Source organism: Rossellomorea aquimaris, assembly GCF_020171925.1.
GTDB classification, from domain to species: Bacteria; Bacillota; Bacilli; order Bacillales; family Bacillaceae_B; genus Rossellomorea; species Rossellomorea aquimaris_F.
Map to the genome: position 1 here is coordinate 191425 of NZ_JAIVAR010000004.1, position 20204 is coordinate 211628.

A 20204-nucleotide genomic window follows, 5' to 3' on the forward strand; every position below is an offset into this window, starting at 1 on the left:
GGCTTACTAAAAAAAGAGACAGCTGACACCTTTTTTCGTGTGCCAGCTGTCTCTTTTTTTGTCTGCAATACGATTGCAGCATTTCGGCTCTATCTATTCCTGCAATTTCTCATGCAACACTTTCGCTACTGCTTCTGGAATTCCAATATCCTGGAATTCTTCGAGGGTTGCTTCTTTCATCTTTTTCATTGAACCGAAATGTTTGAGGAGCTGCTTCTTCCGTTTTGGTCCTATGCCGTCGATTTCATCGAGGGTGGATTGGAAGGCACTTTTTCCTCGGAGCTGGCGGTGGAAGGTGATGGCGAATCGGTGGACCTCGTCCTGGATCCGTTGCAGCAGATAGAACTCTTGGCTCCGTTTTTCAAGCGGGACGATTTGCAGCGGGTTCCCATAAAGGAGTTCGGACGTTTGGTGTTTGTCGTCCTTTGCTAAGCCGCCAATGGGGATATCAAGTCCCAATTCATTTTCAATCACATCCCGCGCTGCCTCGATCTGCCCTTTCCCTCCATCAATGATGATGAGGTCCGGCAGTGGGAGTCCATCTTTCAGCACCCTGGAATATCTTCTACGAACTACTTCCCTCATCGATTCATAATCATCCGGTCCTTGGACTGTCTTGATTTTATATTTACGGTATTCTTTCTTTGCTGGCTTTCCGTCAATGAAGACGATCATCGCTGATACCGGGGCAGATCCCTGTATGTTGGAGTTATCGAATGCTTCGATCCGGAAGGGGGTATAAATGCCCATATGTTCTCCCAAACGCTCAATGGCCTTGATGGTCCGTTCTTCATCGCGTTCAATCAACGCGAATTTTTCATCAAGCGCCTGCTTGGCATTTTTCTCAGCCAGTTTCACGAGTTCTTTCTTCTTCCCTCTCTTCGGCTGCGTGATCTTCACCTCTAACAGATTCGCTGCCAGCTCTTCATCAATTCCTTCGGGAAGGAAGATTTCCCTCGGTTTAAAGTGGTTGGCTTTTGAATAAAATTGCCCCAGGAAGGTGAGGAATTCATCTTCAGGCTCATTGTAAAGTGGAAATAGTGACACATCCCGTTCAATCAGTTTTCCTTGCCTTACAAAGAAGACCTGTACACACATCCACCCTTTGTCGACGGCAAACCCGAACACATCACGGTCGGTAAAATCAGTCATGGTCATCTTTTGCTTTTCCATGGTGGCCTCGATATGGAGGATCTGATCCCTGAATTCCTTGGCGCGTTCGAATTCGAGGTTTTCGGAAGCCTCGTTCATCTTTTCGGTCAATTCCTTCTTGATTTCTTTGTACCCACCATTCAGGAATCTGGTGATTTCATCCGTCATTTCGCGGTAGGTATCTTTACTCACCTCGTTCACACACGGAGCGAGACACTGACCCATGTGATAATACAGACAGACCCGATCTGGCAGGGTCGTACATTTACGAAGTGGATATAGGCGGTCGAGGAGTTTTTTTGTTTCATTGGCTGCCCCTACATTCGGATAGGGACCGAAATATTTTCCCTTCCCCCTCTGGACCTTTCGGGTCGTGATCAAGCGTGGATGGCGTTCATTTGTAAGCTTGATGAACGGGTAGCTTTTATCATCCTTCAGCATGACATTGTATTTCGGATCGTATTTCTTAATAAGATTCATTTCAAGGACGAGGGCTTCGAGGTCAGATGACGTCATGATGTATTCGAAATCTTCTATTTCCCCTACAAGCCTCTGGGTCTTTGCATCATGCGAGCCGGTAAAGTATGAACGTACCCGATTTTTCAGCACCTTTGCTTTCCCAACATAGATGATTGTCCCTTGCCGGTCCTTCATCAAGTAACATCCCGGCTGATCTGGAAGCAGCGATAATTTATTCGAGATATTCTGATTCATCCATTTTCCCCCTCTCTTTGTTGTATCTTTGGATTTTCCCATTTGTATAAAGTCAGATCATAATAAACCGGATCGATTAACTTGCTGGAATGAAACTTCTTTTGCACTTTAATGAATGATTCGATCGATTTCCCCTGGCTCTTAAAGCCTTCCACTACCTTATCCGTCACATAGATATCACGGTCGGGGTAATAACCGATGTCGGTGGCAAACACTTCATACGTTTGGACCTTCTTATGCAAATAGGGAACGGATAGGTACTGGAGCACCCTAGACTCTTCCCATGTATACACGATGAGGGGCTGTTCCTGCTTCTCGAGATAGTCGGCCATTTGGTAGACAGCCGGTCTGTCTGAAGAATGACTATATAAAGACTTGCCCGTGAGTGTCACCTGCACCATCAAGATACAACAGAGCAGAATCAATCCGATTCTTGAATGTTTTCTTGAAAACATCTTCGCTGCCGCAAAAAATATGGCGATTCCGATCAAAGGTAGTGCATGCCTTGGCTTCACTACATTTTGCGCAAATAAAGCCCAGATAAAATAACTACCCATCAGTACTAGGAGCAGCCCTTTCATCTCACTATTCCCGAACCGGGTGTGTCTTAACAACAATATACTGACGATGACCAGAAAAAGAAGTGGAACGGATTGATGGAACCACCCCGTCCATGCCGTATTGATGAAGATGAGCTTCAGCACCCTGTCCCATAAGCTGAGTTCTGAGGCACCAATGGCACCTCCCCATTCCTGGAAGTGTCCACTTGTAAAGGAGAATGCCAATCGCATGAAGCTTTGGTATCCCCCTTCCGAAAGGCTGATGCCGGTTACCCAGAGAAGTTGAAAAAGAACGGCAATCAGAAGATACAATGGTGTTTCAGAAGGCTTCAGCGATCCTTTTTTCAACTTATAGAAAAACACAACCAGGATCCCGGTGCCGAGGGCAAGATATGATAACCTGATCCCTAACAACAAACTGAATAAAAACAGCGGCAGGATCAGGAAGCCGTTATGTGATTTTCGATTCGCGAGCATCAGGCTCCATACATACCACCACATCACAGCGATGGCAGCCCCTTCGGACATCGGCTGATGGACCATGAGTACTGTGTAACTGCTTGTATAAATGATAGCCATGGCCATCAATGCATAGGAAGGGCGGACCACCTTTCTCACTAACAGAAAGAGTGGGATCATGCTACTGGCATATAAGAGGATATTAAAAAGTGTCAGCGCTCGCACAGGATCATCCACCAACACATGGATGGCTGTTCCTCCCAGGATGAAATACGGATACCCTGGAAAATGAGGCCGCATTTGATAGATATCGAAGTGAAGGACGCCCAATGCAAAATCGACCATGTCCCATGTAGCCGCATAAGAGGGGATCCAGATCACCTGAAAGATTAAAACAGAGAGCACTGCAATTGCTCCGAGACCGTTTGGCCAACTCACATACTTTTCAACTTTCACCAACTTCACCTTCAACCCTTCGTTTACATCTTCAGAAAATCGGTAAAAAAAGAACCAAACACCGATTCCTTTTTTTATGAGTGTACACCTTTTTAAGAAGGTTGTTCAATCATAAAGGATAACGGGGTTTGGCACTCGTTCCATTTATTTAGTTTGCGGGCTTAGTTCCTTTACTCCGCCGCCAAGCTCACCTTTTTCTTTCACCGTCTTTGGCTTCGATGAAGTAAGGAAGTAAATCGCCACGAAATAACCTATATAAGCAATCACTTCTTCAATCGATGGCATGGAAGAATATCCGAACAATGCCTTCAGGAAGATGCCGACGTCACCGGATAATAGTGGGGCTGTTCCGGTATCACGAAGAAAATGTGCATAATCGATCGGGTGCTCCGGCAAGATCCATGTCAGATCGTAAAGGTGAGGGATCACACTTCCGATCATCCCGATATCCTGCATCATCGAAATCGCCTGGACAAGTAGTCCTGCTGAGATCAGGATGATGAATGCACCTGTCACTTTAAAGAAACTCTTCAAGGAGATTCTCATTGTGCCCTTGAAGAATAGATACGCGACCAAAGCTCCGATCACAACACCGGTAATTGCTCCCCATCCCTGCATGGCGGCACCGATATCACCACCCGTGATGGCGGCAAAGAAGAAGACCGTCTCGACCCCTTCGCGGAGAACGACGAGGAAGGAATGGATCACCATACCGACGATATTCCCCGTCGATATGAAGTGTTTCATTTTCCCTTCCATATTCCCCTTAAGATCGCGACTGTGTTTCGCCATCCAAAATACCATCTGCGTCAAGAGGACCGATGATACAAGCATGATGCCGATCTTGAGATACATCTCGCTTCCCATGGCTGCGAATCCAGTAAAGACAACCTGGAAGAGCATCGCCACTCCGACACTGGCTAAAACGGCTAATCCGGCTCCAAGCCAGACAAACTTCGTATATTGTCCGTAATCAACTTTCTTCAAATATGTTGTGATGATCCCGACAATCAATAATGCTTCCAGGACCTCTCGGAAGGTAATCAGCAAAGCTTGTATTTCCACGGTATTTCCCCCTTACTAGCTGAACGTTCGATTATCTGCGTTTTCTGACGGCATAAAGGATGGCCGCTGCAAGACCGCCGATGATGATGACGATGGGCAGCCAATTTTTTAAATTCGATAAATCTGTCCACTCTTGCTTTTGGCCAGCGTCCTCCTCCGTGGCACTTTCAGAGAAATGCCCCACTTCAAGGCTCTTGATGTTGAACTCCTCCTGAAGGGAGTCCATTATGAAGGCTTTACTTTCCTTGAACGCCCCTTGATCGGATTCTTGCGTTCCTACCCCGAACAAACCGGGATTGCCCAAAGACTCTAATGCCTGATCGAACTCTGCCCGGATCTTCTCATCCAGTTCAGGGTTCTCCCCTTCAATTTTCGGGGATAAGGTTTTATATGTAGCAAATCCTTTAGCGAGTAATCGCTTACTAGTATCGTATTCTGAGAAGTTTTTATCAATGCCTTCAAGCCTTCTGGCAATGTTGAGGACCAATAATTCATCCAGGTTCTCAATGGCTTGTTCTTTTTCTTCATTTTCAAGGTTCCCCAGGATGACCTTTGATGGTTCCTTACCCATATGCTGGTCCACTTCTTCACGGACCGTTTCATAAATCTCAATGGATTCTGAATAGTTCGGAGGGTTTTCGTCAAGCTTCATGATTATTTCTTTGTAAGCCTCGGCTATCTTCTCTTCACTTGGATCGCCATATGAATACGCAGATGCCTGTGATGTAAGAATCATACTAAATAGTAAAGTAATCAATACACTGGTAATAAACGTTTTTTTCATGGTTCGTTCCCTCCTACTTTCAATGATAATGATTATCATTCGTATTGTCAATAAAAAATAAGTACCCCATCACTCCAATGAGAGTACTTATTTTCTGCTTTCCATAAATCGTTTATGTAGGGTTCATTTATTCGGGATCGCCTTATTTGATAAAAGACTCTGTTCCCTCTTCAACATGAAGTTCATGTGCTTGTTCCTCTACATACACCTTTTTCACCGGTCTCCTCATTTCTTTTATGATGGCGGGAAGGACCGAGGACATATACGACTTGAATTTAATAAATGATCGGCCAGTTGTCCGAACATGGTATAAGATCGGGACTTCCTTTACCCTGAACCCTTTACGAACAAGATTCAGTGTCAGCACCTGTGCATAGTTATAATCGTGGATGATCTCTGCACTTTCCATCGCCTGTCTTGAGAAAGCCCTCATCCCTGATTGCCCATCATAAATCCACTTACCGAGTAGCAGTGATTGAAGGGCGGTAAAGCAATAATTCCCCAATCTCCGGTGAATCTTCATCCCATTGATGGTGCCAAGAAAGCGGGACCCCATCGTGTAGTCCGCTTCGCTTCTGAAAATAGGCTGCAAAAGATCCGGTATTTGTTCTGGGGGGTATTCTCCATCAGCATCGATCATGACCCCGATATCGCCACCCAGTTCAACAGACGACTTCAGGCCTTCCCTGACTGCAGCACCCAGACCCCTATTATCTTTGAACGTTACGATGTGATCGGCACCTGCGCGTTCTGCGACTTCAACGGTGGAATCCGTTGAGCCATCGTTGATCACGAGCACCTCCACATCCACCGCTGGATGGAAAGAGCGGGGCACCCGTGAAATGACGCTTCCGATCGATTCTTCTTCATTATGTGCAGGCATGAATACGATGACTTTTTGTTTATTCAAGATGCTTCCAACTCTCCTTTAACGCCTCGCTCAATACCGGCCCCCTGCTGTGACTCGGATACGGGGTACCCAGTAAGTACGCAATCGTAGGAGCCATGGAGACCAGGCTTCTTTTCTCCTGGACTTTTTCACCTTGTTTGATCCCAGGACCAACCATGAAGAATGGAACATACCTTTCCCCTTCATCCAGGTGGCCGTGACCCCCGATCCCATCCGCTTGTCCATGATCGGCACAAATCATGAGGGTTGTATTTTCCATTTTCCCTTCTGCTTCGAGCCAATCGACGTATTCTTGTATTAAACGATCTGCTTCTTCGATTTTTTCAATATATTCATCATATAGGACGCCCCTGCTATGTCCGATTTGATCTGTCCCGATCAGCTGGACAATGAAAAGATCCGGGTCTTGTTCATCCATGATTTTTTTAGCTTTATTAATAATATTTCGATCTGCTTTGTCTTTATGCATCACGGCGGTCACCGTTTCAACATCAGCCCCGAACGAATCGACCAAATGGGCGATCCCGAGCATCTTCCCTTTCTTCCCTACTTTGCGTAGCGAATCAAAGATGCTTTCCACCTTGATCCCTAGCTTCCAGACCATATTGGATTTCATCCCGTGCTCCCTTGGATACGTACCTGTGAACATCGAAGAGAAACAAACGACGGTCCGTGCAGGATAAACGGTCTCCATGTTCAAATATTCGGTTCCGTTCTCTTTCAGTCCATCAAGAAACGGGGTATTTGCTTCATAGAACCGCTCTTTCCTCATGCCATCAATGACAATCACAACCACTTTATCATTCACGGCTTCCTCTGATGCAGGATCATCCGTAAAGGAGTCGTACTGATCCGGTTTCCAGTCAAAAAGGAAATGATGCAGGATGAATGCCAGCGCGAATACCGCCCCGTACAAGATGAAATAGTGAGTCATCGGGAGGAATTCACCCATGGACATCGTCGTCATCATCCCATTCCACACGGCTAATAGTAGAAGGAATTTCGGTAACTGTTCCTGTGCATTTCCGCTTGTGGAATCACTGTTTTTCAGGACCAACTTCCAGAACCTTGTAAAATTCAACCAATCCGTACCGATCCTTAGGTGATAATAAAATGTTCCCCAGAAAAAAACGGTGAAAAAGAAATAAAGTCCGATCCCGAGACCCCAAAGGGCGAGATTGGGTGGTTCAAAGAAAAGAAGGAAACCAACGATTGGAATCCACAAATAGTTTCTCAGGAACAATGGGAAATCATAGTGAAAATACAGCATAAATAAAGGTAAGGTGAACAGCAAGCTGATGAGGAAGGAAAACCATTCGCCCTGTAGAAGTTCTGGAAAATGAAAGATTCCCATTGTACCCACAACAAAGATAGGGGTGAATGGCTTACCTTCATTCAGGAGATTCCAGCATCTCGCCGCTGTCTTTTCAAATTTTGATGCACTTTTCAATCTTAATCATCCTTTCAACTTGACCCACCGTTTCATATTTTCAAAGGAAACAGGTGATCGTACAATTACAATTCCCCCGACGATAAACGAGAAGATAAATTTCAGTCCGTGACTGATGATCGCCATGGATAGACCTTCACTAAGCGGTACACCGACTGATAGCAAGGTAAAGCTCATGACGGATTCATAGGTACCCAATCCTCCGGGTGCGAACTGGAATAACTGCCCGATGATCGTCACACTATTGATCCAAATCGAGGTTTCCAGGGGAAGGGGGGCTCCTATGATGGCAGCGACCCCGAAAAGGATGGCACCTTCCATCATCCAACTGATCGAAACCAACCCTATGACCAATAATCCCCTCGCTCCAGAAAGTGCGTCTTTCAGCATGTGATATTGGCGCATCAAGAAGTCTGGAAAAGCGGCGACAAGAATGACTCCAGCCGTCATGATGGCGATGCCAACCAACGCCACCGGCACAATGCCGGGTAACTCGAGGGGAAACGGAAAGAAGGGAAGGCCAAGGATGACCAGTACCATAAGAGCCAATGTGTCCAACACCCTCAATACAAATACGGAATGAAACGACTGCTCGACACTGATTTGCTTTTCACGCTGATTCATCACCATGACCCTTAATCCATCACCCACTTTTAAAGGAAGCAGATGATTGAACAACAAACTATAAAACAAGCCGATCATACAGCTTGAAATCCTTACCCCTTCATTTAGATACAATTTCCATGCAACGCCTTTGAGAAAAAACGATAGACAATAGATTCCTACGATCACGACAATCATGACAGGATGGGAGAGTATTTGCTTAAAAGCTTCTGACATATGTTCTTTATCATAAAAAAAGAAAAGCAGGAAAAGAAAGAATAGCAATAGAATGAACCTCACCATGTTCTTTGCTATTTTAAAAGCTGTTCTGTTCATGTTCTTTCATCCATTGGACCGTTCTCCTTATCCCTTCTGCAAATGTGATGGAAGGATTATATCCTAGAAGTTTCTTTGCCTCTCCGATATCAGCCCAGGTTGATGTGACATCCCCTAGTCTTCGATCCGTCACCTGCAATCGCAATGAAGGAAAATGGCTTTTCAGTTCTTCCACGAGGCGTTCCATTGAAACCGGTTTGCCATTTCCGAGATTGAATGTGCCTGTCACATCCTTCACGATCGCCTTATACGTTCCATCTACAATATCATCAATATACGTATAATCCCGTTTGTTTTCCATTCCAAATATCGGAATTTCCTCATCTGCCATCAGTTTGCTTATAAAAGAATAGATGGCCATGTCGGGTCTTCCCCATGGTCCGTAGACGGTAAAGAAACGGAGAATCGTCAAGTCCAAGTCGTAGATCGAGGCATAAGCTTTACAGAATGATTCTGCGCTGAATTTCGCTGCGGCATATGGTGACACGACCTCTCCCTTTGCATCTTCTTCCATGGAAGGTGCTTGTTTGGTATTCCCATAAACAGATGAAGAGGAAGCGAATATGAATTTTTTCGTGCCACTCTCACCTGCCATCCGTAATGTATTAATCGTTGCTTTTATATCATAATCAACGTATTCGTTCGGAACAGACAAGGAATGGGAGACTCCCGGTATCGCGGCTAAATGAACGACACAATCTGCTTTAAATGAATGGAACAGGCTTTTCAGTTCATCTTCATCAGCCAATAAATCCTTTTTCACAAAAGTGACCGGTCCCGTTTCCTGTACGAAGGATAGCTGTCTTTTTTTCCTCTCTGGTGAATAATAGGGGTGCAAGCTGTCAATGATCAGAAGCTCATGCTTCTCTTCGATGAGCTTCCTTGATAAATGAGATCCTATGAACCCGGCACCGCCTGTAACAATGATTTTCAATTCTTACACCTCGTAACCTGCGTTTTAATCATTCTATATTGTAACGCACTTTCATTATCAGTACATCCAGAAAGCGAAAAAAGGTTGACCCGATTGCGTTTTAAAAGTCCCCCTTCAAATCCGGATGAATTTGAAGAAGGGACTTCACACAATTGCTCAGGGTCAACCCAAAAGACTATTTATTCGCTTTCGTAATCACATCATTCAACATTTTTTCAATGTCCGGTCTTAGCGCTTCTGCTTTATCTTTGTCTTGTGACTTTACAGCTTCTAAGTAGCTTTGAGCATCAGTTGATAACGTTTGATACGCTTCTTCACCCAGTATAGAGCTTATATCTGATGAGATCAGATCAATGAAGAGAGCACCTTCCAAGGCCGTGATGGCCGATTTGTCTTCTCCCCAGTACTCTTCGCTCTCTTCGTATTCGTGCAAGGCGATTTTGGAGAATCCACGAACAAATGCATGGTTCACTTCTTCAGGATCGATTGTTGTCACATCTGTCTGTAAATCAAATTGATTGTTGATGTATTCGGCTTCTTCTGGGGCATTCTTTGATAGGTAGCTTGAAAGAGATTGATAGAATGCCCAACCTTCAGCCTGTTCCGCTTTTGCAGCTTCAGGATTTTCCTTTGCTTCTTCGGATGCTTTCATTGCATATCCATTTGGAAGCGCACCTGCTGCAAGGTAGAACGTCTTCATTAATGTTTTGTCAACGACTTGCTTACCGAGCTGGAATCCAAGTTCGTCATCTTCTTCAACAGCCTTCTCCATTTCAGAGAAGCCACCATTTATGACATCGACCATAGTGGTGCTATAAGCCTGATCGCGCTTTTCAACAGTCGGCTCGAGAATTTCATAGAATTCCTTCGCCTCTTCGATTTCTTCGTTCACTTCTTCTTTATTATCCCAGTTTTCCGCTACTTCAGTGAATTCATGTTTGATGGTCGTATAGAAAACTTTCTGCATCAGTTTATCGAAGATCTGTGCCACTACAACTTTGTCCATCGAACCTTCTTTTCCAGCCTGAAGGGCTGTTGAGATATGTTCATCCACAGTATCCTCAAACTCCTGATCGCGTTTTTGGACAAGTTCCTGTAAATCTTCTTGATAGATCGATGTTACTTTATCAAAGTCGACTTCCTTATCTTCTTTTGCCTTTGAAAGCTCGGTCTTTGCTTCTTCAAATGATGCAGCAAAGTCGACTTCCTCATGTTCTGCTTCCTCTTCTTTTTCAACTTGTTCAGAATCCCCTGATGAAGAAGTCTTATTTTGATCTCCTTCCGTTTTCTCATCTGTCCCGCATCCTGCCAGAACGGAACCTGTTAATAAGAATGCAGCAAAAATCTTGGATAGCTCTCTTTTTCTCATATGTAGTAACCCCCGACTATTTAAATGATAATGATTTTCAATTCCAGTTAAATTATATCGAGAATGATTCTCATAGTCAACGGATTTTTTAAAAAATTCGATCAAGCCGGTTGTGGTGATGGCAAATAATTGTTGATCCTGCTTGATGCGGGGAGTCAAGACAATAAAAAAACCAGGACTGTAGACCAGCCCCGGTAATTGACGTTCAATTATGCATGTTTGTTTAATAATTCAGCAAGTGCTTCCTTAGGTTGGAAACCGATGACTTTGTCAACGACTTCTCCGTCTTTCATGACGACTAACGTCGGGATGCTCATAACCCCGTATTTACCTGCAGTTTCTTGGTTTTCGTCAACGTCGACTTTAACGATTTTCACTTTATCGCCCATTTCGCTATCAAGCTCTTCCAATACTGGGGCGATCATTTTACAAGGTCCACACCAAGGAGCCCAGAAATCTGCCAGTACCAGTCCAGAGTTTGTTTCGCTTGAGAAGTTTTGATCAGTAGCGTTTGTGATTGCCATAAGTATATGCCCTCCTAATTTCATTCAATCTAATGTAAGTATATCATCGATAAAAAGGCTATGCATTAAATCTGCTCGTTGGTAATATACCCTTACATAATCGTTCTATACAGCCACTCAAAAAATTGACGGTAATGATATACACTGCAAAAAAAGAGCTGGGACATAACTAAGAACTATACAAATAAAGACGAACAATATCAGTTCCTGTTTTTAATACCGCTTATGATTTCCGTGCAAGACTTCGCTTTCCGCGGGTAGCCCGTGAGCCTCCTCGTCACTTCGTGAGCTGCGGGGTCTCACATAAGCTACTCTTCCCGCAGGAGTCTTCGTCTTGCACTCCAATCAACCGCTAGATAGTTGTAAAATCTATTCGTACAGTTATACAAATAGTTAAAAACCCGAACTAATTTGCCTTTCTATAGACAAATTAGTTCGGGTTTTACTGTGTCTGAAACACTTTTGTCCCAGCCTCTTTCTCTTGTACCATTCTATTACCCGATCACTGATTTGTTAAACTGGATCAGGAAGAAGCCACTTTAAGTTTCTTGAATTCTTCTGTCAGCATCGGTACGACTTCGAACAGGTCACCAACGATCCCGTAATCAGCAACATTGAAAATGTTTGCTTCTGGATCTTTATTGATTGCCACGATGACTTTCGAGTTGGACATACCGGCTAAATGCTGGATGGCCCCTGAAATTCCACACGCGATGTATAAATCAGGTGTTACCACTTTACCAGTTTGACCGATTTGAAGGGAATAATCACAGTAATCTGCATCACATGCCCCGCGGGATGCACCAACCGCACCTCCAAGAACATCGGCCAATTCCTTCAACGGTTCGAATCCGTCTTCACTCTTTACACCGCGTCCGCCGGCGATGATGACCTTCGCTTCGGAAAGATCAACGCCTTCGCTTGCTTTACGGACTACATCCTTGATGATGGCGCGAAGGTCTTTCACATCCACTGATAGGGATGAAACGTCACCAGAACGGGATTCATCCTTTTCGAGTGGCTCGATATTATTTGGACGGATGGTTGCAAAAATCAAACCATCAGTCACGATTTTCTTTTCAAATGCCTTACCAGAGTAAATCGGACGAGTGAAAACAAGGTTTCCTCCCGCTTCCTCTAAGGAAGTCGCATCCGAGATCAGTCCTGTGCTCAGCTTGCTTGCAAGCTTTGGTGACAGGTCTTTTCCTAAAGCTGTATGTCCAAAGATGATCGCTTCAGGCTTTTCCTGTTCGATGACAGCCATCAATGCCTGTGAGTATCCATCCGAAGTATACTGTTCAAGCTTATCATTTTCAACCACGATCACTTTTTCTGCACCGTACTGGATCATTTCATTCCCTAATGCGCTTACATCTTTACCGGCTAAAACACCGATGACTTCGCCGCCTTCTGCAACAGTTTTACCCGCAGCGATCGCTTCGAAAGAAACATTACGCAATGATCCGTCTCTGACTTCCCCTAGTACCAATACTTTTCTTGCCATGTTAAATACCCCCTGATTGTTAGTTGTCCTGAATAGATAAGTGCTTACTTAATTCCGAATCAAACTACTTTCGCTTCGTTGCGAAGAAGTTGTACAAGCTCTGACACCTGTGCATCCAGCTCGCCTTCAAGTACTTTACCTGCTTCTTTCTTAGGCGGTAGGTAGATTTCGATTGTTTTCGTCTTTGCTTCCACATCATCTTCATCCAGATCTAAATCATCAAGTTCCAACTCTTCAAGAGGCTTCTTTTTCGCCTTCATGATTCCTGGAAGAGATGGATAACGAGGTTCATTCAAACCTTGCTGTGCAGTCACCAATAACGGAAGGGAAGTTTCAATCACTTCGGAATCCCCTTCGACATCACGTGTGACAGTCACGGTATCACCGGCGATTTCAAGCTTCGTGATCGTCGTAACATAAGGAATATCCAATTGTTCTGCAACACGTGGACCAACTTGTCCAGAACCTCCATCGATCGCTACATTTCCAGCAAGGATCAAATCGACTTCCTGTTCTTTCAAGTATTGAGATAGAATGGTTGCCGTTGTGAATTGATCTCCATGATCAAGATCGTCTTCCGTGTTGATCAACACAGCTTTGTCTGCTCCCATGGCTAAAGCCGTTCTAAGCTGCTTTTCGCTTTCTTCGCCACCGACAGTGACCACTGTCACTTCTCCGCCATGAGCATCCCGTACTTGGATGGCTTCCTCAACGGCATACTCATCGTATGGATTTATAATGAATTCCGCTCCATCTTCTGCAATCTGACCGTTTTGGATCGAAATTTTCTCCTCAGTATCAAACGTTCTTTTCAAAAGTACATAGATGTTCATTCGTTAGTCCCTCCTAATAATTAAAACATTCTTTCCCTTAAAAAGATTTTGAATATTTTGCCCCTTTGTAAGGGTGGCGCTTACGAAATGATACCGTTTTCACGCCACCCTCATCTAGATTTTACTATATTAGTAGAATATTATCTAGCCTTTAAAGTCAGGTTCTCTCTTTTCTATGAAAGCCGAGATCCCTTCCTTGGCATCTTCTGATACGAATACGTCACCAAAAAGATCAGACTCTCTCATGACCCCTTCGTAGAAGCGGTCATCTTTCGTATAGCTGAGTAACTCGATTGCCGCTTTCATGGCACCAGGACTCTTCTTCGCGATTTTCTGTGCCATTTCATCCGCTCTTTCGAAAAGCTCATCCTCAGGAAACGCTTTATTGGCAAGCCCCCACTGGACTGCTTCCGTACCACTGATCGGCTCGCTTGTTAAAAGCATTTCTGCCGCTTTTGCCCGCCCGACAAGCTTTGGTAAACGCTGTGACCCCGCAAATCCGGGAACGAGCCCCAATTGTAATTCAGGAAGGCCGAGTTTGGCGTTCTCACTGACGAGACGGATATGACAGCCCATCGCCAGCTCAAGGCCGCCACCTAAAGCAGCACCGTGAATGGCTGCGATGATCGGTTTAGAAAAGTTCTCCATACGCTCGAAAACATCTTGTCCTTTCTTTGCAAGCTGGGAGAATTCCTCACCTGTTTCAATCGTCGTGAATTCTTTGATATCGGCTCCTGCAGAGAAGAAACGTCCTTCACCCTTCAGCAGGATGACCCTTACTTCCGGATTTCCTTCCAGCTCATCAAGTATGGCATCGATCTCTCTTATCAGACCACTTGCAAGGGCATTTGCAGGCGGCCGCTGTATGGTGACATGCGCTACCTTTCCCTCTAATGCCCATGATAAATTCTCCATATGTCATCCTCCTAAACTAGTTGTGTTCCTACCGTCGCATCCTTGAAGTAATAGCTTGTGTATCGCGGGGACTTGAGCCACCAGATCATACTTCTGATCATTCATGACCCACGTGGTGACCATCTCATCCAGCGTACCAAAGATCATTTGGCGAGCCAGCCGCACGTCAAGATCTTGCGGGAGATCTCCTGCTTTCACTCCGCTTATCAATATTTTATCAACCAATTGAAGATAACCTTTCAATACATCGTTGATCTTCATCCTGATATCTTTATTGGACTGACGGAGCTCCAGTTGAGTGACAATCGCTAAATGATGATCTTCTGACAGAAGCTTGCAGTGGTTTTCGATCATCACTAATAATTTCTCTGAAGCCGTCTGTTTTCCTGCTATCACTTCTTCTGTTTTTTCAACAAAGATGGCCATTTTTTCCCTGAATAAAGAGATCAAAATGTCTTCTTTGTTCTTGAAGTAAAGATATATGGTGCCATCGGCAACGCCTGCTTGCTTGGCTATTTTTGAAACCTGCGCCTGATGATATCCATTTTCTGCTATAACCACGACGGCAGCATCAATGATTTGTTTGTATTTCGGTTTATTTCGTTTCATAATAAATTGACCTGCCTTATCAAAATATGAATGAATGGTCATTCATAAATTTATAATAAAATGTTTGCGTTTCGTTGTCAAGGATGCAGCTTGTCCATTTTGATTGTAAAAAAGGGGCCTTGCTCATTTGCCTCCCCCCACATTTTAACTTAATTTGCTCGCTTCTTCTATTTTTTGGCGTTCTTCATCGACAAGGGCTCTGCGCAAGATCTTTCCGACCGCGGTTTTCGGCAGTTCCTTTCTGAATTCATAGATCCGCGGGACCTTGTATGCCGCGAGATATTTCCTTGAGAATTCATCCAGTTCCTTTTCCGTCAGTGACTCTCCCTCTTTAAGGACCACATACACCTTCACCGTTTCTCCCCTGTACGGATCCGGGACGCCAGCTGCGACCACTTCCTGGATGGACGGATGCTCATAAAGCACTTCTTCTATTTCTCTTGGATAAATATTGAAGCCGCCTGCAATGATCATATCTTTTTTACGGTCCACCACATAGAAATAGCCTCTTTCATCCATGTACCCCAAGTCCCCAGTCAATAACCAGCCGTCCTTTAACGTCTGTGCGGTTTCTTCCGGACGATTCCAGTAGCCTTTCATCACTTGCGGGCCCTTCACGGCTATTTCCCCGATTTCATTCGGCGGGAGCGGTTCACCTGTTTCAAGTGAAAAGACGGCACTATCCGTACTTGGCCATGGAATGCCGATGCTTCCTTTGATCCTTTCTTTATCCCACAGGAAGTTTGCGTGTGTGACAGGGGAGGATTCCGTGAGACCATACCCTTCTACAAGTTTCCCTCCTGTTACTTCTTCAAATTTCTGCTGGACTTCTACCGGAAGGGGGGCACTTCCACTCAAACACGAATCGATGGACGAGAGGTCATACTTCTTCAGCTCCGGATGGTTCAATATCCCGATATAAATGGTCGGTGCACCCGGGAACAAGGTCGGTTTCTGTTTTTGGATCGTCTTTAAGGTTGTTTCTACATCGAATTTTGGAAGTAAGATCATTTTATATCCCTGCATGATGGAAAGGATCATGACTGCAGTCATCCCGTACACATGGAAGAAAGGAAGGATGCCGAGGATCTTCTCTTCCCCTTTCTTGCATTTATAGAGCCAAGCATCGCACATTGATGCGTTCGCCACCAAATTCTTGTGGGTGAGCATGACCCCTTTAGGGAATCCGGTCGTTCCTCCCGTATATTGCAAAAGGGCAATATCGTTTTCAAAATCAAAGTCGCCCCCGAGAGGTTCTGGTGAAGTAGTCGCCATGATGTCCTGGAATAAATGATTATGCTCTGAAGGCTCCACTTTCACGACAATTCCGTATTGCTTCTTTTGGATGAATGGGTAAAGCATGTTTTTAGGGAATGGAAGGTATTCTTTGATAGCGGTTACAATAATGTGTTCAAGATTCGTTTCTTTCATGACCTTCGATACCCGTGGGTAAAGAATATCCAGGGTGAGGATCGCTTTTGCGCCACAATCCTTCATTTGATACTCGATTTCTCTCTCTGTATACAGTGGATTGGTTTGCACCACAACGCCGCCTGCATAAAGTACACCGTAATAAGCGATCACTGATTGAGGTGTGTTCGGAAGCATGATGGCAACCCGGTCACCTCTTTCGATTCCGAGCTTCCTTAAATAATTTCCGAACTTCAACGCCGACTCGTATACCTCGGTATAGTTCAGTTCCTTCCCCATGAAGTGGATGGCTGATTTCTCACCGTAAAGCTTTGCCGCCTCTGTCAAAAATGAGTGTAGCGGCTTTTCAGGCAATGTCAGTTCAGCGGGTATCTCATCCGGATACTCTTGAATCCAAGGTTTAATCATTAAAAATCCCTCCTCCAGAATTTTTAGAAAATTTAGTCCTTTCACCTATTATAATATATGGGGTCACCAGTTACAATTTGAATTACATTTCAACCATGACTTAATTCCCATCTATTTAAATCTTCCGCCCCATCCCGTGCAAGACTCCGCTTGCAGTGGGTAGCCCTTCCCCCCGGAAAGCGAGCATCCGGACCGCGGATCAATAGCTACTCGCTTAATGTTTATTGCCTAAAAAAAGAAGACTGTCTCATCAGTTGAGACAGTCTTCCTTTTAGGTAAAGAACATCATATAAATGATGCCGACCAAAATAAATCCTGCACATAATACCAGTAACACTTTCGCCAATGTTTCCATATTACCTCTCCTTATGAAATCCCTGCGCCAATGACAAATGATAAACCGACTGAAATGACCAGCGAGATGAACCCGACTGCACGATTATCATTTTCAATTTCTTCGTCGATCCTGAACTTCGGGGTCAAGAACTCGTAGATGAAGTAGCCGATGAGCAGAAGGAAGAATCCGAAGACCCCCCATCCGATTGTCGAAAGGATCGTCTCATGCTGTTGAATGGAATAGCGGAAAATATTCGCAATCCCGAATATCTTCCCACCGGTAGCCATCGCCACCGCCATGTTCCCCTTTTTAATTTCTTCCCAATTTTTATATTTGGTCACAAGTTCAAATACGGTTAAGAAAAGGATGAGGCATAATATGACTACGCTGTAGTTCCCCGCCGTTTGAATGTACTCATTTTCCCAAAAATTCTCCATGACTCCGCTCCCTATTCTTCCTTATTTAAACTTTACGACCGTTACACCGGTACCGCCTTCACCAGCATCTCCGAACCGGATGCCTTTGACCGCACGGTGGTTCCTTAAATATTCCTGTACACCCTGCCTTAAGGCACCTGTCCCTTTTCCGTGGATGATCGACACTTGAGGATACCCGGCCAGAAGGGCATCATCAATATACTTTTCGACCCTCGAGATGGCATTGTCGAAACGTTCCCCTCTCAAGTCCAATTCGACGTTTACGTGGAAGTCCTTCCCCTTTACAACCGCAAGAGGCTTCGTCTCGACCTTCTGCTGCGTCTGGATGAATTCCAAGTCGGATTCTTTCACTTTCATTTTCATGATCCCCATTTGAACCTGCCATTCCTTGTTGGAAACCCTTTCCACAAGATGGCCTTTTTGATCAAAGCTCAATACCTTGACTTCATCACCAGGTTTCAGCTCACGCTTTGTGCTTTGTGTTTTCTTCTTCTGTCTGGATGATTTCGGAAGGGACGGAGCAGCTTCCTCCAGCTGCTTTCTTGCTTGGATCAGTTCATGCTCCTTGATTTCAGCAGATTTCTCTTGCTGCATCCTGCGTAATTCCCGTATGACTTTCTCTGCTTCCTCTTTCGCTTGTTCAACGACTGATTCGGCTTTTTGCTGAGCTTTTTCAAACATCAGATCTTTCTTGTCATAGTACTCCATCATCTGCTTTTGCATGTCTTTATGCATCTTTTCCGCCTGTTTCAGCAGTTCATGGGCTTCTTCGCGCTCCCTTTCACCCTGTCGCCTGCTTTCTTCCAATGAAGCAATCATATTTTCGACTTCTTTGCTGTCAGTTCCAATATGCGATTTGGCACGCTGGATGACGGTCTCGGATAACCCAAGTCGTTTAGAAATCTCAAACGCATTACTTCGGCCCGGTACCCCTAAAAGAAGCTTATACGTCGGGCTCAATGTCTCAACGTCAAACTCAACGCTTGCATTCACAACGCCTTCCCGATTATACCCATATGCTTTCAGCTCCGGATAGTGAGTGGTCGCCACCACTCTTGCCCCTTTAGCATGGACCTCATCGAGGATGGAGATTGCAAGTGCGGCACCTTCCTGTGGATCAGTACCTGCTCCCAGCTCATCGAATAAGACAAGGCTCTCATCGTCCACCTTATTTAGAATTTCAACAATGTTAACCATATGGGAGGAGAATGTACTAAGACTTTGTTCAATGGATTGTTCATCCCCGATATCGGCATAGACTGAACGGAAGATCCCAACCTCGGAACCATCAAGTGCCGGTATTGGCAAACCTGCCTGAGCCATGATATTCGTAAGTCCCAGCGTTTTCAGCGTGACTGTTTTCCCCCCTGTATTCGGACCCGTGATGACGATGGACGAAAATTCATTGCCCAATTCGATATCATTTGCGACCGCTTCGTCTATCGGTAATAAAGGGTGTCGGGCTTTATTTAATTTGATGCGTCTTTCATTGTTGATGATCGGCTTTGAACCTTTAATGGAGCGTCCGAACTTAGCCTTTGTAAACATGAAATCAATATCCGATAAGACGCTTACGATCAATAACAATTCTTCCCCTGATTCTTGTACCTTTTCGGAAAGTGCAAGGAGGATCTTCTCAATTTCATTCTGTTCTTTTAATTTGAGCTCACGCAGCTGGTTATTTAATTGGACAATCGCTTCCGGCTCAATAAAGAGCGTCTGACCGGAGGACGATTGATCATGGATGATCCCTCCGTAATGGCCCCGGTATTCCTGCTTCACAGGAATGACATAGCGGTCATTACGGATCGTGATGATGGCATCCGATAACATTTTCGCTGCATTTGAGGATCGGATCATGCGTTCAAGCTTCTCCCTGATCCTTCCTTCGTTGGCACGGAGCTGCGTCCGGATTGTCCGCAATGTGTCACTTGCCGAGTCAAGGATTTCTCCGTTATCATCCACGACATTGCGTATCTCCTGTTCTAAGTGCGGCAGCGGAACCACCGTATCCAACTTCGCTTGAAGGAGGGGGATGGAGACGTCATCGTCCACTAATTCCTCCACAAATGTCTTAAGCTTACGGCTTGCACGGATCGTGCTTCCAACCTGTACCAATTCACCCGGGGACAGCATGCCTCCGATCCCTGCACGCTTTACGTGAGGACGGATATCAAAGATCCCACCAAGAGGGGCATGTCCTTTCAAGCGGAGGATCGTCATCGCTTCATCCGTTTCCTCATGCATAGCTGTAATCTCTTCGTAGTCAACCGATGGGATCAGTGCTGTAACCTTGGCATGACCCAGTGCAGATGCAGCGTATTCCTTCAATAATTCTTTGATTTTATCAAATTCCAGTGTTTTCAGTACTTTAGCATTCACAGACTTTTTCCACCTTTTTATCTATATGTTTC

At 44.9% G+C, this 20204-nt stretch carries 17 protein-coding genes; all 17 read right to left on the reverse strand.

What is annotated here, in order from left to right; genetic code table 11:
• Nucleotides 1-93: 93 nt before the first annotated feature.
• Nucleotides 94-1866: an excinuclease ABC subunit UvrC gene (gene uvrC, locus LCM10_RS15320; protein ID WP_224877166.1), complete on the reverse strand. Its 1773-nt coding sequence runs from the start codon at nt 1864-1866 to the stop codon at nt 94-96.
• Nucleotides 1863-3350 (reverse strand): hypothetical protein, encoded by a 1488-nt coding sequence (locus LCM10_RS15325; RefSeq protein WP_224877167.1) that lies wholly within the window; start codon nt 3348-3350, stop codon nt 1863-1865. The genes uvrC and LCM10_RS15325 overlap by 4 nt, the downstream gene beginning before the upstream one ends.
• 135 nt (nt 3351-3485) lie before the next feature.
• Entirely contained in the window at nt 3486-4406 is a 921-nt protein-coding gene (locus LCM10_RS15330; RefSeq protein ID WP_224877168.1) for an FTR1 family iron permease, read from the reverse strand.
• A 31-nt stretch (nt 4407-4437) separates the two neighbouring features.
• Nucleotides 4438-5190, reverse strand: coding sequence for a hypothetical protein (locus LCM10_RS15335; protein ID WP_224877169.1), 753 nt, complete (start codon nt 5188-5190; stop codon nt 4438-4440).
• A 142-nt stretch (nt 5191-5332) separates the two neighbouring features.
• Nucleotides 5333-6100 carry a glycosyltransferase family 2 protein gene (locus tag LCM10_RS15340; protein ID WP_224877170.1) on the reverse strand — a complete coding sequence of 256 codons (768 nt, stop codon included), beginning with the start codon at nt 6098-6100 and terminating at the stop codon, nt 5333-5335.
• Complete coding sequence (locus LCM10_RS15345; protein ID WP_224877171.1) at nt 6093-7550, reverse strand: alkaline phosphatase family protein; 1458 nt, start codon at nt 7548-7550, stop codon at nt 6093-6095. The genes LCM10_RS15340 and LCM10_RS15345 overlap by 8 nt, the downstream gene beginning before the upstream one ends.
• A 6-nt stretch (nt 7551-7556) precedes the next feature.
• Nucleotides 7557-8489 (reverse strand): lysylphosphatidylglycerol synthase transmembrane domain-containing protein, encoded by a 933-nt coding sequence (locus LCM10_RS15350; RefSeq protein ID WP_224877172.1) that lies wholly within the window; start codon nt 8487-8489, stop codon nt 7557-7559.
• Entirely contained in the window at nt 8470-9423 is a 954-nt protein-coding gene (locus tag LCM10_RS15355) for an NAD-dependent epimerase/dehydratase family protein (protein ID WP_224877173.1), read from the reverse strand. Before LCM10_RS15355 ends, LCM10_RS15350 begins: the two co-directional genes overlap by 20 nt.
• 175 nt (nt 9424-9598) lie before the next feature.
• Entirely contained in the window at nt 9599-10792 is a 1194-nt protein-coding gene (locus tag LCM10_RS15360) for a hypothetical protein (protein ID WP_224877174.1), read from the reverse strand.
• A 209-nt stretch (nt 10793-11001) separates the two neighbouring features.
• Complete coding sequence (trxA, locus tag LCM10_RS15365) at nt 11002-11316, reverse strand: thioredoxin (protein WP_224877175.1); 315 nt, start codon at nt 11314-11316, stop codon at nt 11002-11004.
• Nucleotides 11317-11839: 523 nt separating this feature from the next.
• On the reverse strand, nt 11840-12820 hold the full coding sequence (locus LCM10_RS15370; RefSeq protein ID WP_224877176.1) for an electron transfer flavoprotein subunit alpha/FixB family protein: 981 nt from the start codon (nt 12818-12820) through the stop codon (nt 11840-11842).
• Between the two features lie 59 nt (nt 12821-12879).
• Nucleotides 12880-13653, reverse strand: coding sequence for an electron transfer flavoprotein subunit beta/FixA family protein (locus tag LCM10_RS15375; RefSeq protein WP_224877177.1), 774 nt, complete (start codon nt 13651-13653; stop codon nt 12880-12882).
• 144 nt (nt 13654-13797) lie between these two features.
• Nucleotides 13798-14568 (reverse strand): enoyl-CoA hydratase, encoded by a 771-nt coding sequence (locus LCM10_RS15380; protein ID WP_224877178.1) that lies wholly within the window; start codon nt 14566-14568, stop codon nt 13798-13800.
• Nucleotides 14569-14571: 3 nt separating this feature from the next.
• A complete protein-coding gene (locus LCM10_RS15385; RefSeq protein ID WP_224877179.1) occupies nt 14572-15177 on the reverse strand; it encodes a TetR/AcrR family transcriptional regulator in 606 nt (201 codons plus the stop codon).
• A 144-nt stretch (nt 15178-15321) separates the two neighbouring features.
• Nucleotides 15322-17016 carry an AMP-binding protein gene (locus tag LCM10_RS15390; protein WP_224877180.1) on the reverse strand — a complete coding sequence of 565 codons (1695 nt, stop codon included), beginning with the start codon at nt 17014-17016 and terminating at the stop codon, nt 15322-15324.
• Nucleotides 17017-17382: 366 nt separating this feature from the next.
• Nucleotides 17383-17790: a DUF350 domain-containing protein gene (locus LCM10_RS15395; RefSeq protein ID WP_224877181.1), complete on the reverse strand. Its 408-nt coding sequence runs from the start codon at nt 17788-17790 to the stop codon at nt 17383-17385.
• A gap of 21 nt (nt 17791-17811) precedes the next feature.
• Entirely contained in the window at nt 17812-20172 is a 2361-nt protein-coding gene (locus LCM10_RS15400; RefSeq protein ID WP_224877182.1) for an endonuclease MutS2, read from the reverse strand.
• Nucleotides 20173-20204 lie beyond the last annotated feature (32 nt).